We start from the raw sequence: 14,130 nt of genomic DNA, 5'->3' as shown, positions 1-14,130 counted from the left end.
TTTTCTTTTTGTCAGATCAGAAAGTAGACTTTTATCTACTACTTTTTGCGATAAATATCATCTTTCTTTTATAGCCCGGTTGCAGAGATTTGCGTGTCAACTTATATCAATTGTCACGGAAGGCGACACACGGTCGCTATCTGTGCCTTTTTATAAGTTTCAACATTGATCTATAAAAAGCACGCTATGGAAACACTCAAATATCCAAACGGAGAAATAACGATCCTCTGGAACCCGAAAGCATGTATTCATTCCGGCGTCTGTGTCAGGACACTGCCTCAGGTCTATAACCCTAAGGCCCGCCCCTGAATACGACCGCAAAATGCGACGACCAAGGAACTGATCGGTCAAGTCGCCCAATGCCCCTCCGGCGCATTGACCATTCAGAATGAAGTTGCCGAAAACGAAACTACAGCATAATGGAAAGCACAACAGTAGTTTTTAAAGGCCTTGCTTACGGCGAGGTGCAGCTTTTCACAGATGAGATCAAAGCCGGAAAAGGCTTATGCCGAAAAGCTTAAACATGAGATAGAGGGGCACCAGCAATACCTGAACTCGGTTGATGTATGCACTAACAGGGCCTCTGAACGGGAAGAATTCCAGCAGGTATGGCCGATATCCATGACCATCAGCGCAAAGAATTATTCAAAATGAAGAACGAAAGAACGTTCACGGACGAAGCGATACGAAAAGCGGAACATTTGCTGGACATTAATGATCTGCGCGTATCGGAAAGTACGATGTGATTCACCCTAATCAATTTAAAACTTAACCCTATATCTGAAATTTATGAAAGATCAAGCTAACACAAACAACAAAACTTTGGCAGCAGGAAAAGAATTCATTACTGTGGCGGAGAATGTGAACCTGTATGTGACCGACATCGGGGTGGCAAACCACTTGTTTTGATCCATAGCTTGCCGCTGAACAACGCCATGTATGAGTACCAGTACCAGTATTTTGTGGAGCGCGGCATCCGTGTGATCGGCATCACGCTGCGTGGCTTCGACAGGTCCGATAAACCTTATGGTAGCTACAATTACGAGGTTTTTGCCGCGGACATCAAAGCGGTGCTCGACGAACTGGAGATCAGGGGTGCCGTCTTGGCAGCTTCTCTATGGGCGGGGTGATATCCGTGTATTATACATTGACATCAATTCAAAATCATTAAATCCTAATTATTCCCGGCCCGCAAAACAGCATTACCCCTTGCATATTTATTCAAGATAAGTTCGGTCATTGGCTTCAGCCTTCTTTTTGTATGAACAGGGTGAAATCCATCTGTCGTATAAAACTCCACCGCACCGATCTTTCTTTTGAAGATGACGGGAACCAGTAAAAGATCAGCGGAGGAGAGGCGCTGATCGCAGCGGCCAGGCAAGTGCAGCCTGGCCTGAAAGTCCTGGTGTTTTCCGCAGAACAGCGGTTACAATGATGCCATCAGCCATGCGGTTTCCATCGACGTGGGTAACGGGCTCAGTAACTAACAAAAAGCCGTCTCATCAGTTAGTTTGAGGCGGCTTTTTGTTGTTTGAGATCAGTCAGTTTTGCTGATCAGGCGTTCATTCCACCATCGATGGTTACCCACGATCCGGTGATCTGCCGGCCTTCCTGACTGGCCAGAAATGCGACCAGACCGGCAATATCCTCAACCGTGCCATAATTGGCAAGTGCCATCCGGCTGCGCGCAAAGTCAGCGAAAGGTGTATCAGCCGGGTTCATATCCGTGTCCGTCGGGCCGGGTTGTACTAGTGTTACCGCGATCCCCTTCGGACCCAGGTCGCGGGCGAGTCCGCGCGTAAAGCCTTGCAGCGCTGATTTGCTCATGGTATATAAGGTGGTTTGCGGCCCGATGGCATTGTCACCCATATTGCTGCCGATCGTGATGATGCGTCCGCCTGGCTGGAGGTGTTTCACGGCTTCCAACGCGGCTACGTATACCGCCTTTACATTCACCGACATCACCTGGTCATATTCTTCGATCGTGTGCTCCTGAAAATCTTTACCAATGTAGATCCCGGCATTGTTCACCAGAATATCAAGGCCACCGAACTCGGTGACGGTTTTGTTCACGGCGCCTATAATATCAACTGCCTGGGCGCTGTCAGCTGCAATGGCGATAGCACGGCCGCCGCCGGCTGCGTTGACCTCTGCGGCTAAAGCCTCAGCTTTTTCGGCAGAGCGGGCATAGGTAAACGCTACGTTTGCGCCTTCGGCAGCTAAACGGCGTACGATCGCGGCACCGATGCCACGGCTGCCACCGGTTACCAGAGCTGTTTTATTTGCTAGTTTTTTCATCTTGATTTTTATTTGTGTTTCAGATTATCATACAAACCTACAGCCAGCTTTGTATCTTTGCAAGCAAGCAACAAATTGTTAGGTACTAACAAAAAAGTAAGTAATGAGAAAAGAGAATTCCACCAACGCTTTGAATAAAAAACACATCATTGATACCTGTGGCATGGCAGTAGCATTACGCGTAATTGGTGGCAGATGGAAACCTGCCATTTTGTGCCGCCTGGTCTATGGGACAATGCGTTATAATGAACTAAAAAAGTCCATTGAAGGCATTTCCGAAAGGATGCTGGTCGCCCAGTTGCGTGAACTGGAGCAGGATGGCATCGTACGCCGGATTGTCTATGCAGAAGTACCACCACGGGTAGAATATGAGATTACCGAATTGGGCCATACGATGCAGCCCATGCTCAACGCGATGGCAGACTGGGGTAGCATGCACCGCGATCTGAACGAGCAGAAATTGACCGGCGCAGTGACAGAAGTTTAAGCACGCTCTCGTGCATAAAAACCCCTCATGGTTATGGTGAGGCGTTTTGCTTTGAATATTTAAGCTTTTTATAATAGTATAACTGAGCACCCTGTTGCTTCTGATATTATCACTAATAGCAGTTGCTTTTATTAAAGTATTAGCCAATGGATTTTGTCATGTTCCATTTTCCCAATTCAAATTGCCGTTTGCATCATATAAAGCAGGCGCGTCCGGTGCTAAAGATTTTGATAAGCCTGCAAAATCTGTTTGTGGCAATGCATTGGTATCTTCAGAATAATCGGCGGTAAAAAGTGCATGGAATTTTTGATTCGGTGCAGTACACTTCTCACACAAGAAGATTTTATAATCCAAAACCGCACATACCCATGTTCGTATCTGTTACAGTCGATTCAATCAAGATTATATATGTAACTGTTTATCAATTTTTTATAATTTTGGAACAATGATTGATTTGAGTAAATACCTTGAAAGCGCATACCTTCCATATCAATCTTTATGACCTGGCTTTCCTGGGAACGATATCCGTTGGGCTCGCGTTCGGCCTGATGTTGTTACTTACCCCAAAGGGCAACAAGGCTGCAAACAGGATACTTGGCCTGATCCTTATGATTACCGCTAGTGAGATGATCCGGGCTTTGAACACTGACATTCGTCTGGAAGTACCGCAATTCTCGCTGGCCTTAGGCCCGCTCCTCTATTTTTATGTATGGAGCATAACAAAGCCAGACTATAAATTTCGTTCCCGCGACCTGCTGCATTTCTGCCCTTTGCTGGTAGAAGCCGGCGTTGGTATTTTCTATACGCCACGCTTTCCGGGGCTGAACACGGTGTTCCCATCCCTGGTATTTATTTCGGTTTGCGGCTATTGGTATGCCGCTCACAAGCTGATCAAAGACTTTTCCCTGGCGTTGAAATTTAAAGGCGGCGACCGTTACCGGCTGAAATTGCGGTGGCTGAATAATTTGGTGACAGGTTTCGCCTTTTTATGGCTATGGTGGATAACGCTTTCTATCATCGCATGTTTATACCACAATGGTCAATCACACCTGTTATTTTACCCTTTATGGCTCCTTTTGGCAGCCCCGGCGATAGGAACGGCCGGAATGGTGATCTTAAAGCCCGAAATTAATTCACCAGCAGATGAACCCTATTTTTTGAAACTACCATCTCCGGATGAATTTAAGCGTAAAGCCAGCTGGCTTAAACAAATGGTGAAGAATGGTGCTTATTACAAAGACCCGGAACTCAGTTTGACCACACTGGCCGAAAAGCTTGGGCTGACGACCCACGAATTGTCCGCGATCATCAATACCGTGCTTAAAAAAAGCTTCAATGACTTTGTCAATGAGTACCGCGTAGCCGATGTAGCCCGCAAGATGCAGGACCCGGCTTTTGATCACCTCACCTTGCAGGGTATAGCTTATGATTCCGGTTTTAACTCGCTCAGCACTTTTCACCGCGCATTCAAACAGCTGACGGGGAAAACGCCTGCAGCATACAAAAAACAACTACCATCTTATAATTTGACATATGGTTACCGGCCCGCAGCGTTAATTTCGAACCGGATAAACCGCAATCATATGTTTAAGAATTATTTAAAGATCGCCTGGCGAAATACGACCAGGAACAAAGCCTCTTCGTTCATCAATATTGCCGGCCTTGCCGTTGGTATGGCTGTGGCTATGCTGATCGGTTTATGGATATGGGACGAAGTCTCCTACGATAAGTCCAATATGAATTATGACCGCATTGTACAGGTTTTAGCCAATGTCAATGCCGGAGGTGGCCAGTTCACGCAGTCCTCGCTGCCTTTGCCATTATCAGCGGAACTCCGGGATCAATACGGCAGCGACTTTAAGCAAGTGGCCTCGACCGTTACTACCGAGCAGAACATCAGCTATAACAACCATGCTTTTTCCAGGACCGGCTGTTATGCTGAACCTGCCATGACAGATATTATCACCCTGAATATGATCAGAGGATCGGAAACGTCCTTTAAAACACCCGGAACAGTATTGATCAACGAATCAATGGCCCGGGCCATATTTGGCGGGGCCGACCCGATCAATAAAACGATCAAGCTTAACGATGCTTACCTGGTGCAGGTAACCGGGGTATACCGGGACCTGCCCCAGAATACGCAGTTCAGCAACGTGAATTTTATAGCACCTGTAGGTCTGCTGTATCAAAATGGCGGAGATATGCATAACTGGTATGACAGTTCATTCCAGGTATATGCCTTGCTAAATCAGGGTAGCGACCTGCACCAGGTTTCACGTAAAATTCAAAATATCCTGTATGCGCATTCTAAAGATGCTGCCAGGCCCGCCCTCTTCCTATTCCCGATGCCCGAGTGGCACCTGTATGAATTCAAAAACGGCGTTGCCATTGCAGGGCGGCTACAGTTCGTATGGCTTTTCGGCATCATCGGCCTGTTCGTGCTTTTGCTGGCCTGCATCAACTTTATGAACCTGAGCACGGCCCGGAGTGAAAAACGCGCCAAAGAAGTGGGGATACGCAAAGCTATCGGCTCATTGCGCGGTCAGTTGGTTGCCCAATTCCTCAGTGAATCCTTTTTGATCGTTGCTGTGTCATTCCTGATCGCTGTACTGCTGGCCTGGCTGGCTTTGCCGTTTTTTAACGATGTTTCGGGCAAGCAACTGCACCTGATCTGGACTGACCCGCTCGTCTGGCTGATATGCTTGTGTTTTTGCCTTTTCACCGCGCTGACCGCAGGCAGTTACCCGGCGATCTATTTGTCATCCTTTAATGCGGTGAAAGTATTAAAGGGCACGTTCAAAGCAGGCCCTGCGGCTGCCATCCCCCGTAAAATATTGGTGGTCATTCAATTCGCTGTTTCAGTTACCATAATCATCGGGACTATCGTAGTTTTCAAGCAAATTGAATTTGCAAAGGACAGGCCGGTTGGTTATACCCGGGACAACCTGTTATCTATCCCCTATAACGCTATAAAGGGATACAGCGCTTTCCGTGAGGAACTGTTAAGGACCGGCGCGGTATCCGGCGTATCGGCATCCTCCAATCCCGCAACCGGCGTCTGGTCATCGGCAGATAACCTGAGCTGGAAGGGTAAAGACCCTAACCGCCAGGAGGTATTCGGCACGGTGCTGGTCGACCCTGATTTCGGCAGCGTTGTGGGCTGGAAAATGAAAGAAGGCCGGAGTTTTTCCAGGCAGTTTCTGAGCGATTCATCAGGCTTTTTATTCAATGAAGCGGCCATCAAACAGATGGGATTGAAAGAACCATTGAACGAAACCATTAAATGGCACGGAAAAGACTGGAAAGTATTGGGTGTCGTCAAAGATATGGTGATGACCTCACCTTTTGACCCCATTACGCCAGTGGTGTTTTTAATGGATGACCGGGAGCGGTCATTCAATGTGGTCAATTTAAAACTCAATTCCGGTATGCCTGCCTCCGGAGCATTAGCCAGGATCGAAGCGGTCTTTAAAAAATTCGCACCGGATGCTCCGTTTAATTACAAGTTCGCGGATAGTGAATATGCGCAAAAGTTCATAGCGGAAGAACGTACCGGAAAGCTGGCCTCCGTGTTCGCCGTACTCGCTATCTTCATATCCTGCCTTGGATTATTCGGCGTGGCATCTTTTGTAGCAGAACAGCGTATCAAAGAGATCGGGATACGGAAAGTGCTGGGCGCATCGGTGATGAGCATCTGGGGTTCGTTATCCAGGGACTTTGTTATCCTGGTGGGTATCGCATTGCTCATCGCCGTCCCTGTTTCCTGGTATTTCATGCACCAGTGGCTGCAGCATTATACCTATCGTACAGGACTGTCCTGGTGGGTATTTGCGCTGACTGGAGCAGGCGCTATCTTCATTACGCTACTCACCGTTAGTTATCACAGCATCAAGGCGGCATTGACCAACCCGGTGAAAAGCCTTCGATCGGAATGATGCTCTAAAGAACTTAGATACATGATCTGGGATTTAGTTGAACACGATGTGGTGCGTTCCCGGGGGTGAGATACGGAACGCATTTATTTTACTTTAATCTTAAAAAAAGAAACCGTATTCCGGTAGAGGCCAGGCTAATGAAATGAATGGATGTGGCCTTGGCCTAACCGATAAGCAACGTCTGCATAGGATATCCATATATCAATTGACCCGGCGTCAAGCCCCACCGCATATCATTAAGTTATTTCCAGCAATGAATACTGGCCGTTGATATCTTCATAACCTGATTACCCGGCTTGATTTCCTCGTAAGCTTTAATAACAGGAAATAGTTAGAAATAGGTATCGCAAAATTGCTTTTGAGTAGTAAGACTCGTACTGACTATTTTTTCGTAAACTCTTCTTGTGTGAAAATTGTAAACTTACCTTGTATGATTTACAGTAAATGTAATTATTCACAGGTCATCATACACTTTATTCATAGATAATCATCCTGATAGTTAGAAAAACTTGCGTTGGTATTTGTCTCTAAGTGGCTTTGATCAGCATGAAATGATTTAATGCTGATCATAAGCAATGCCCTGCCATTGGTAATCATGGACGTCAGACCGGACGCGGTTTTCCTTCGCGATCCTGCGGAATAGTTGCAGCGCAGTCCTGTCATCCATATCTGAAGTATCCAGACCAAGGTGTTCCAGGAACAAGTTCGAACGAAAAGCCCTGACGGTAGCAGGATCGTAGAAGGCAGCATTCAATTCACTGTTCCCGAATAGCGAGAAATGATGTAAATTACACGAACCGGCCGTACCCCACTCATCGTCAATCAGCATCACCTTAGCGTGTACATGGACCGGCTGACGCCTGCCGTCGGCTGACAGACCGGCGATGCCGGCTAATATAAAGTTGCCGAATTTCCGAAGCGGCCTGAGGGCATTGTTAGGTGCGGCAGGCATCAGTAATACGATGGTGACACCACGCTGAAGCGCCCGATGCAGGCTATCGATGATCTCCGGCACGTCCACGTGCTGGTTTTCCATATAGACCGTTCTGCCCGCGGCATTGATCGCCGCCACGTACTGCTCAAAATTAGCGCGCTCGCCGCCCGGCATTGTTCGTTGCAGCTGTATGGTCACCTGGCCGCATGCTCCCGGAACGCGATCAGGGAAGCTGAGGTCGGTTTCGCTTCCCTTTCCCCAGCAGCCGTCCCGTTCCAGGCGTTCACTCGCTCCATTCCAGCGTTGTACAAAATTGTGCTGAACGTCGATCACCGCAGGGCCCTGAATTTCAACGTAAACATCATGATTTTGCCCTGCACCCAAATGGCCGGGCATTACGACGGAATGCGGGTTAAGGTTGATACCGCCGACAAAGGCAGTTCCATCCACAAGCCAGCTTTTCTGGTGCTGGCAAAAGCCGGGCTGCGCACGGTCCCAGCGGATCTTGACACCGGACAGCCGTCCGTTCAACAACTCAAAATGTTCCGCTGCTCCCCAGAACGCGTTATCCCGTAGCCAGGATGTCTCGTCATCCGGCCGCCAACAGATGAGCCGCACATCAACACCCCGGACGGCTGCCAGGTCTAAAACGTCAAAGACACTGCCGCGTCCATCCGGCATTTCAAAGCTGGCCCACAGAAAAGTGATCGTAACCCAGACACTGTTTTCGGCCGCTTCGATGGCTTCACATATCCGGCGGAATGCGGGTTCGCCGTCGATTAGTGGCAACAGCCGGTTGCCTTCACGAACAGGATAGGGGCCATTAGTGCTAAAAGGAATGGAATAGTTTTTCATGATCTACTGACAAGACCGCACAAAATAATAAATGCGTGATCAATAAGAAACAAAGTGTATGACCATATTTGAATAAAGTGTATGATGACCTGTGAATAATGACAGTAAATGTAAAAAAGCGACATCAAAAGATGTTATTTACAGCTGTCCGTTTGCGAAGATAATGTTAGACATTTAGCGAAAATGACGTTACATCAGAAGGTGTTTGGCTGGAGGAGTTTGCATGGAGGCGACCACTTCGATGTCCTAGTTACTAAGTCACCCGTTATATCCATATCGGCGAAATGGCAGGATCGACGATACAATTGCCGGGAGTGGTATTACGGAGCACCGGCCTGGAACTTTACGGCTCGGGCGGTGGTAGTATGAGTAAGGATGCGATGGCCTCCCTTTTTACGGAAATAGTTCCGGCAATATTCCGGCTGGCGGTTGAAGGTAAACTGATTATCGATACCGAGGTAGTACCCTTATCGGCTATTGCAACGGCCTGGGAACGGGCAGGCGGTGATGGCAAAAGGATGGTTGTGCAATGCAGCTGAGCAGGTAAACGCAAATTGACTACTTTTGGATGATGAAGGACATTCCGGTACATTTATTACAGGACAGAACCAGCCTGGGGTTACAGCTCCAGTACTTTAAAAAAGGTGATCCGTCGGCCGATAAAGCCGAAACATTGGGCGCCCACCGGGATGATCATTATATTTTTTTTGTGCTGGAGAACGGTTCGGGTTCGCTGATGATCGATTTCCATGAGATCGTGTTATCAGGAAATATGCTCTATTATATCCTGCCTACGCAGGTGCACCACCGTATCCGCAACGAGGCAGCCGAAGGCTGGTTCATTGCGGTTGATACGGCGCTGATACCACCGGAATGTCGCAAAGTTTTTGAAAGCAGGCTGCAGTTGCAGCAACCTTGTATGCTTACCGCAGACGAGCTGCAGCAATACCATCATTTATTGGCATTGCTACATAAAAAATGCGATGGGGACGATACCGACCCGTTTTATATACCGGTGATCCATGCTTTACTGCAATCATTCCTTGCCATAGCGGCAGGCTCTTACCATGGGCTTTCGGGTGCCAGTTTAAAAGTATCGCGGCCCGCAGAATTGACCAGCCGGTTCAAAAACCTGCTGGTGGCGGAAGTGCGGACGGTAAAAAGCCCGGCTGCCTATGCGGCCAAACTCAACGTGTCGGAATCGTACCTGAACGAAGCCCTTAAAAAAACAACAGGGTTCCCGGTGAGCTACTGGATACAGCAGGAAGTAATGATGGAGGCTAAACGCTTATTATATTATAGTCAGCTCAATGTAAAGGAGATCGCCCACACGCTGGGTTATGCCGATCATTCTTATTTTTCCCGTTTCTTTCGTAAAGTAACGGGTGGCTCTGCTATCGCTTTCCGGGAGCAATACCGCAAATAGTCCTATCATTACCCCGAAGCCGCTATTTTATCGCGCTTAAAAAGCGGGTTTCTTTGTACTGTTAAAAACAGACCACATGGAAACATCCATTTTACATCATATTAAGAAAAAGGCCGGCAGGTTCATTGAACCGCAACTACTGAAGACCGGCCGTGTCCTCGACGTGCGGCCCTGGGAGCCGGCGACCCTCATCGAGGTCGACCTGCACCTGCCCTTTGCCGATATGCAGGCCTGGAACGAAGTGCCTTATATCAAGCTGCGGGTAGCCGATCTTTGCTACCGGGATTATACTCCGTTTGGCTGGGACGCCGAAACGCATACTTGCAGCATTTTGGTGGATGTAGCCCACGAAGGGCCGGGAAGCAGGTGGGCCAGGGGATTGGAACGAAACGATACCATTCAGTACTTCAAGACCGACACGACCCGTCAGGCGCCCGACCCCACGCATTTGGTGGTGGGTTTGGGCGATGAGAGCAGCCTTGGTCACCTCCTGGCCCTGCAGCAAATGACTTTACCGCGCAGCCGTTTCTGCGCTGCGGTGCTGCTATCCGAAGTGAAACATCATGGTTTGCTGCGTGCCTATTTCGGTTCCGGCCTGCAGGTCGTCGGCAGCCGCGGAGCGTTGTCGGATTGGGTCGGGGCACAAGGCTATTGCGCGGAACATACCAGTTTTTACCTGGCGGGTAACGACACGCTGGTCAGTCAGCTGCGCACTTTACTGAAAACGCTGGGCTATTTATCCAGGCAGATCAGGGTTAAAGGTTTCTGGTCATGAGGGCAGGTTTCACCGCTTTAGCCTACTGGGATTTCCTGCCGTCTTGTTCGGCGGCGGGCTCACCCTGGTGATCGTGGGGCTGACCTGCCTGAAAACCAAGAAGCTGCTGCCCCTGGAATTAACCGAAATAACCACCTTAAAAGATAACTTATGAAAAACATTCTGCACATTATTTCCAGCCCGCGCGGCGAAGCCTCCTTCAGTACCCGATTAGGCCGGGCCATTATTGAAAAACTACAAACAGCAACGCCCGATCGTACGGTAAAAGTACACGACCTCACCCAACTGCCCTTCGCGCATTTAGATCAGGCCCATCTGGATGCCTTCTTTAAGCGCCCGGAAAACCGGACCGCCGGACAGACCACCGACATCCGGCCATCGGAGGAAGCCATCAGCGAAATCATGGAGACCGATATTATCGTGATCAGCGTCCCGGTTTATAATTTCCATATCCATTCCACTTTAAAAGCCTGGATCGATCAAATTGTCCGCGGCGGCCGCACCATCCGGTTTGGCGAACACGGACCTGAAGGACTGGTCCATCATAAAAAAGTCTACTTGGCCATCAGTTCGAAAGGGGTTTACTTCGGGGGCGAAATGAAAGCTTTTGACTTTGTAGAGCCTTATTTAAGGCATATTCTGAAGTTCCTGGGGATGACCGACGTCACCGTACTCCGGGTAGAAGGGTCTTCGGTACCGGCAGCGCAGCAGGTAGCTTTGGGAAAGACGATGGCTAACTGGCGTATTCCGGCAAGCTGATGGAATTGGCTGCTTTCAGCGGCATTTCGATCATCATATTTTTCCAGGGCGTATACGGCAATAGCTTCCAGATCTGCTGGCTCATCCAAAGTTTGAACCGGGTTTGCGGCACAAACCATTCGGCTCCTTAGGCCAGCTTCTGGCAGGCGGAAACCAACGGGCGCATGGCTGTTTCGTATTTAGGAAAAGCGATGGCATGATTGCCATTTGCCTGTTTCAATTCCCCTGCCAAAATATAGGCCCCGATTACGGCCATGCTGGTGCCCATGCCTGACATTGGGGAGGCGCAAAAGACCGCGTCACCCAGCAAGATGACCCTGCCTTTTGACCAGCGGTCCATCCGGATCTGGCTCACCGAATCGAAATAAAAGTCCGGCGCGGTGTCCCAGTGAACCGTAATACAGGCCGGCCATATCCTTTAAAACTTAAAGCAGCATGAGCCCAAGGGTAATACAAAATAAAATCTACAAAAGTCCCTTATTTTGAAAGAGCATATCAAAATTAAACAGTTATGGAAAGTAGATTATCTTTAGATTATAGTTTTAAAGGCTAAGATGATGGAAACAAAAACAGAGAAGATCAATAGTAATCATCCGCAGCAATTTTTCCTGGAAAAGAAATATTATTTACCGAACGGGGAATTTAATAGATTGTACGGTTATCAATCTACAATTGTTGTTAGCGGATAAAAACTGATAATAATTGATACCAAAGCTTGGTATGCTTCGGAAGTGAACGATGCCCTTAGCTCGCTGGGTGAAACGGGCATAATGTACACACAATGCTTTTTCGCCAAGGCGCTGTTCCGTCGATCAATCGATCGTATTTGAATTCCGGCAAACACAACTATTGGTTGTTCAATAACAAACAACTATAAGTAGCGTAAATACAACTAATCGTGTCCCCATTTTTAGGGTTTCTGGAAATGAGTCCGTATATCTTTGCTTGTCGAAAAAATAAATAAAAGATAGCAATATGTTAAATACAAAAATAATCGGCAATAAAATTGCTGAAGCGCGAAAGAAACTCAATATGTCTCAGGCGCAACTTGCCGGGTTTCTATTTATCAGCCCACAGGCCGTTGGGAAATGGGAACGGGGAGAATCAAGTCCGGACATTACTACATTTAACCGGCTTGCGGAAATTCTGGGTGTTGACCTGAACTATTTTTCAGAAAACTTCCCATCCGCGGATGATGAAGTTATATTGATTGAGCCTTTGACAAAACAATCAACGGAATTGCCATCCGGAGCGCAAAAGAAAAAGCTTAGCTGGGATATGTCACGTGAGAACCTCGTGGACACTGACTTTTCCGGGTTGAAAAACCTGCATGAAAAATTTATATACTCTAATATGCAGCGATGCCTGTTTGTCGGTTCAGATCTGTCGGGATTGCTGCTAAAAAGTAATCATGTGGAAAGCTGTGACTTCTCCAATTCTGATATCAGCAGCAGCCACTTTCAGAACTCCCACTTAGCCAAAAATATATTTAAGAACTGTTCATTGAAAGAAACTGAATTTTCAAGGAGCTATATCGAAAGCGGCGATTTCTCCGGCGTCGATTTTACCGGAATGGTATTTAAATCCGGAGGCTTCGGGAATAATACCATTGCAAATGCGGTGTGGAATCGCAGCTCCTTTATTGATTCACAGCTGGCCGATATCGTTTTCGAAGGTACATTGGAGGACTGCTACTTTGAAAACTGCGTATTTACCCGGGTGACATTCCAAAATTCAACCCTTATTAACACTTTCTTTAAAAACAACAGGAGATTAAAACGGATCCAGTTTATGGACTGCAAAGCGGATAATTTGAGCTATGCTTTTTTGAAAAACGGAAAAGCGAATTTAACGGGTATCACATTGTTAACAGCATAAGGAGGTAAAAATATGTCACCAAATGAAATAGCCATTTCGGTAAAAGGATTAAAGAAATCCTATAAAAATGTCCCTGTGCTTACTGGAGTGGATTTTGAAGTAAAAACAGGCAGCATTTTCGCCCTGCTCGGCCCCAACGGCGCGGGCAAAACAACGATTGTCAAAATCCTCACCACACTGCTCAAACAGGATAGCGGAACCGCTAATGTAAACGGCTTTGATGTAATATCAAAACCCGACCATGTGCGGGCTTCGATCAGCCTGACCGGGCAATTTGCCGCCGTAGACGAGATATTGACCGGGCGGGAAAACCTGATCATAATCGCCAGGCTGCGGCACCTCAAAAATCCGCGCCAGGTGGCGGATGATCTGCTGAACCGCTTTGGCCTGACCGGTGCCGCCGACCGCGGGGTTTCCACCTATTCGGGCGGTATGCGCCGCAGATTGGACATCGCCATGAGCCTTGTTGGAGAATCGCAGGTTATTTTTCTCGACGAGCCGACCACGGGACTTGACCCCGAGGCACGTCTGGAAGTTTGGAAGATCGTCAAAGAATTGGCCGGCAACGGCACAACGGTATTCCTGACCACGCAGTATTTGGACGAGGCTGAACAGCTGGCCGATCGGATCGCCATTTTACATGGGGGCAGGATTATCGTTAGCGGCACACTCGCGGAGTTAAAAAAGCTGTTCCCACCGGCAAAAGTGGAATACATTGAAAAACAGCCGACATTGGAAGAGATATTTCTTACAATTATTGGCAAAAAGGAGGAAAATTAA

At 47.9% G+C, this 14,130-nt stretch carries 13 protein-coding genes and 1 pseudogene; 11 read left to right on the top strand and 3 right to left on the bottom strand.

Annotated elements, in window-relative coordinates:
- Positions 1 to 186 precede the first annotated feature (186 nt).
- From M2273_RS04805 to M2273_RS04795, 3 genes and pseudogenes are all read left to right on the top strand, one after another.
- Positions 187 to 420 (top strand): annotated as a pseudogene (locus M2273_RS04805) ((4Fe-4S)-binding protein).
- Positions 421 to 480: 60 nt separating this feature from the next.
- On the top strand, positions 481 to 654 hold the full coding sequence (locus M2273_RS04800) for a hypothetical protein (RefSeq protein ID WP_429393666.1): 174 nt from the start codon (positions 481 to 483) through the stop codon (positions 652 to 654).
- Between the two features lie 251 nt (positions 655 to 905).
- Positions 906 to 1,130 (top strand): alpha/beta fold hydrolase, encoded by a 225-nt coding sequence (locus tag M2273_RS04795; protein ID WP_429393663.1) that lies wholly within the window; start codon positions 906 to 908, stop codon positions 1,128 to 1,130.
- Between the two features lie 424 nt (positions 1,131 to 1,554).
- Here M2273_RS04795 and M2273_RS04790 read toward each other — a convergent pair whose 3' ends face one another.
- On the bottom strand, positions 1,555 to 2,298 hold the full coding sequence (locus M2273_RS04790) for an SDR family NAD(P)-dependent oxidoreductase (protein ID WP_429393660.1): 744 nt from the start codon (positions 2,296 to 2,298) through the stop codon (positions 1,555 to 1,557).
- A 103-nt stretch (positions 2,299 to 2,401) separates the two neighbouring features.
- Here M2273_RS04790 and M2273_RS04785 point away from each other — a divergent pair, with 103 nt between their 5' ends.
- Both M2273_RS04785 and M2273_RS04780 read left to right on the top strand, forming a co-directional pair.
- Positions 2,402 to 2,785, top strand: a complete 384-nt coding sequence (locus M2273_RS04785; protein WP_429393658.1) for a winged helix-turn-helix transcriptional regulator — start codon at positions 2,402 to 2,404, stop codon at positions 2,783 to 2,785.
- A 467-nt stretch (positions 2,786 to 3,252) separates the two neighbouring features.
- Entirely contained in the window at positions 3,253 to 6,723 is a 3,471-nt protein-coding gene (locus M2273_RS04780; protein ID WP_429393655.1) for an ABC transporter permease, read from the top strand.
- A gap of 556 nt (positions 6,724 to 7,279) precedes the next feature.
- Here M2273_RS04780 and M2273_RS04775 read toward each other — a convergent pair.
- Entirely contained in the window at positions 7,280 to 8,512 is a 1,233-nt protein-coding gene (locus M2273_RS04775; protein ID WP_429393653.1) for a phospholipase D-like domain-containing protein, read from the bottom strand.
- 284 nt (positions 8,513 to 8,796) lie between these two features.
- Between M2273_RS04775 and M2273_RS04770 the strand changes: the two genes are divergently transcribed.
- The 4 genes from M2273_RS04770 (at position 8,797) to M2273_RS04755 (ending at position 11,472) form a co-directional block, all read left to right on the top strand.
- The gene (locus tag M2273_RS04770) at positions 8,797 to 9,051 is read left to right on the top strand and encodes a hypothetical protein (protein WP_429393650.1); all 255 of its coding nucleotides are present in this window, start codon (positions 8,797 to 8,799) and stop codon (positions 9,049 to 9,051) included.
- Positions 9,052 to 9,080: 29 nt separating this feature from the next.
- The gene (locus M2273_RS04765) at positions 9,081 to 9,938 is read left to right on the top strand and encodes a helix-turn-helix domain-containing protein (RefSeq protein ID WP_429393647.1); all 858 of its coding nucleotides are present in this window, start codon (positions 9,081 to 9,083) and stop codon (positions 9,936 to 9,938) included.
- 76 nt (positions 9,939 to 10,014) lie between these two features.
- Positions 10,015 to 10,713 (top strand): hypothetical protein, encoded by a 699-nt coding sequence (locus tag M2273_RS04760; protein WP_429393645.1) that lies wholly within the window; start codon positions 10,015 to 10,017, stop codon positions 10,711 to 10,713.
- A 150-nt stretch (positions 10,714 to 10,863) separates the two neighbouring features.
- Positions 10,864 to 11,472, top strand: a complete 609-nt coding sequence (locus M2273_RS04755) for an FMN-dependent NADH-azoreductase (RefSeq protein WP_429393642.1) — start codon at positions 10,864 to 10,866, stop codon at positions 11,470 to 11,472.
- A 127-nt stretch (positions 11,473 to 11,599) separates the two neighbouring features.
- On the opposite strand, the gene M2273_RS04750 is transcribed toward M2273_RS04755, so the two are convergent.
- Positions 11,600 to 11,827 carry an FAD-dependent monooxygenase gene (locus M2273_RS04750; RefSeq protein ID WP_429393640.1) on the bottom strand — a complete coding sequence of 76 codons (228 nt, stop codon included), beginning with the start codon at positions 11,825 to 11,827 and terminating at the stop codon, positions 11,600 to 11,602.
- 620 nt (positions 11,828 to 12,447) lie between these two features.
- Here M2273_RS04750 and M2273_RS04745 point away from each other — a divergent pair.
- Together M2273_RS04745 and M2273_RS04740 are read left to right on the top strand one after the other, a co-directional pair.
- Complete coding sequence (locus M2273_RS04745) at positions 12,448 to 13,350, top strand: helix-turn-helix domain-containing protein (RefSeq protein WP_429393637.1); 903 nt, start codon at positions 12,448 to 12,450, stop codon at positions 13,348 to 13,350.
- Between the two features lie 12 nt (positions 13,351 to 13,362).
- On the top strand, positions 13,363 to 14,130 hold the full coding sequence (locus M2273_RS04740; protein ID WP_429393634.1) for an ABC transporter ATP-binding protein: 768 nt from the start codon (positions 13,363 to 13,365) through the stop codon (positions 14,128 to 14,130).

The sequence above is a fragment of the Mucilaginibacter lappiensis genome (assembly GCF_050433765.1).
GTDB classification, from domain to species: Bacteria; Bacteroidota; Bacteroidia; order Sphingobacteriales; family Sphingobacteriaceae; genus Mucilaginibacter; species Mucilaginibacter lappiensis_A.
Note: the sequence above shows the minus strand (reverse complement) of the source record. Positions and strands in the feature narration are given on the sequence as shown.

Coding starts and splice junctions, on each gene's coding strand:
- M2273_RS04785 (WP_429393658.1), top strand. CDS start 2,402: ATGAGAAAAGAGAATTCCACCAACGCTTTGAATAAAAAACACATCATT.
- M2273_RS04800 (WP_429393666.1), top strand. CDS start 481: ATGAGATCAAAGCCGGAAAAGGCTTATGCCGAAAAGCTTAAACATGAG.
- M2273_RS04770 (WP_429393650.1), top strand. CDS start 8,797: ATGGCAGGATCGACGATACAATTGCCGGGAGTGGTATTACGGAGCACC.
- M2273_RS04745 (WP_429393637.1), top strand. CDS start 12,448: ATGTTAAATACAAAAATAATCGGCAATAAAATTGCTGAAGCGCGAAAG.
- M2273_RS04765 (WP_429393647.1), top strand. CDS start 9,081: ATGATGAAGGACATTCCGGTACATTTATTACAGGACAGAACCAGCCTG.
- M2273_RS04790 (WP_429393660.1), bottom strand. CDS start 2,298: ATGAAAAAACTAGCAAATAAAACAGCTCTGGTAACCGGTGGCAGCCGT.
- M2273_RS04760 (WP_429393645.1), top strand. CDS start 10,015: ATGGAAACATCCATTTTACATCATATTAAGAAAAAGGCCGGCAGGTTC.
- M2273_RS04775 (WP_429393653.1), bottom strand. CDS start 8,512: ATGAAAAACTATTCCATTCCTTTTAGCACTAATGGCCCCTATCCTGTT.
- M2273_RS04740 (WP_429393634.1), top strand. CDS start 13,363: ATGTCACCAAATGAAATAGCCATTTCGGTAAAAGGATTAAAGAAATCC.
- M2273_RS04755 (WP_429393642.1), top strand. CDS start 10,864: ATGAAAAACATTCTGCACATTATTTCCAGCCCGCGCGGCGAAGCCTCC.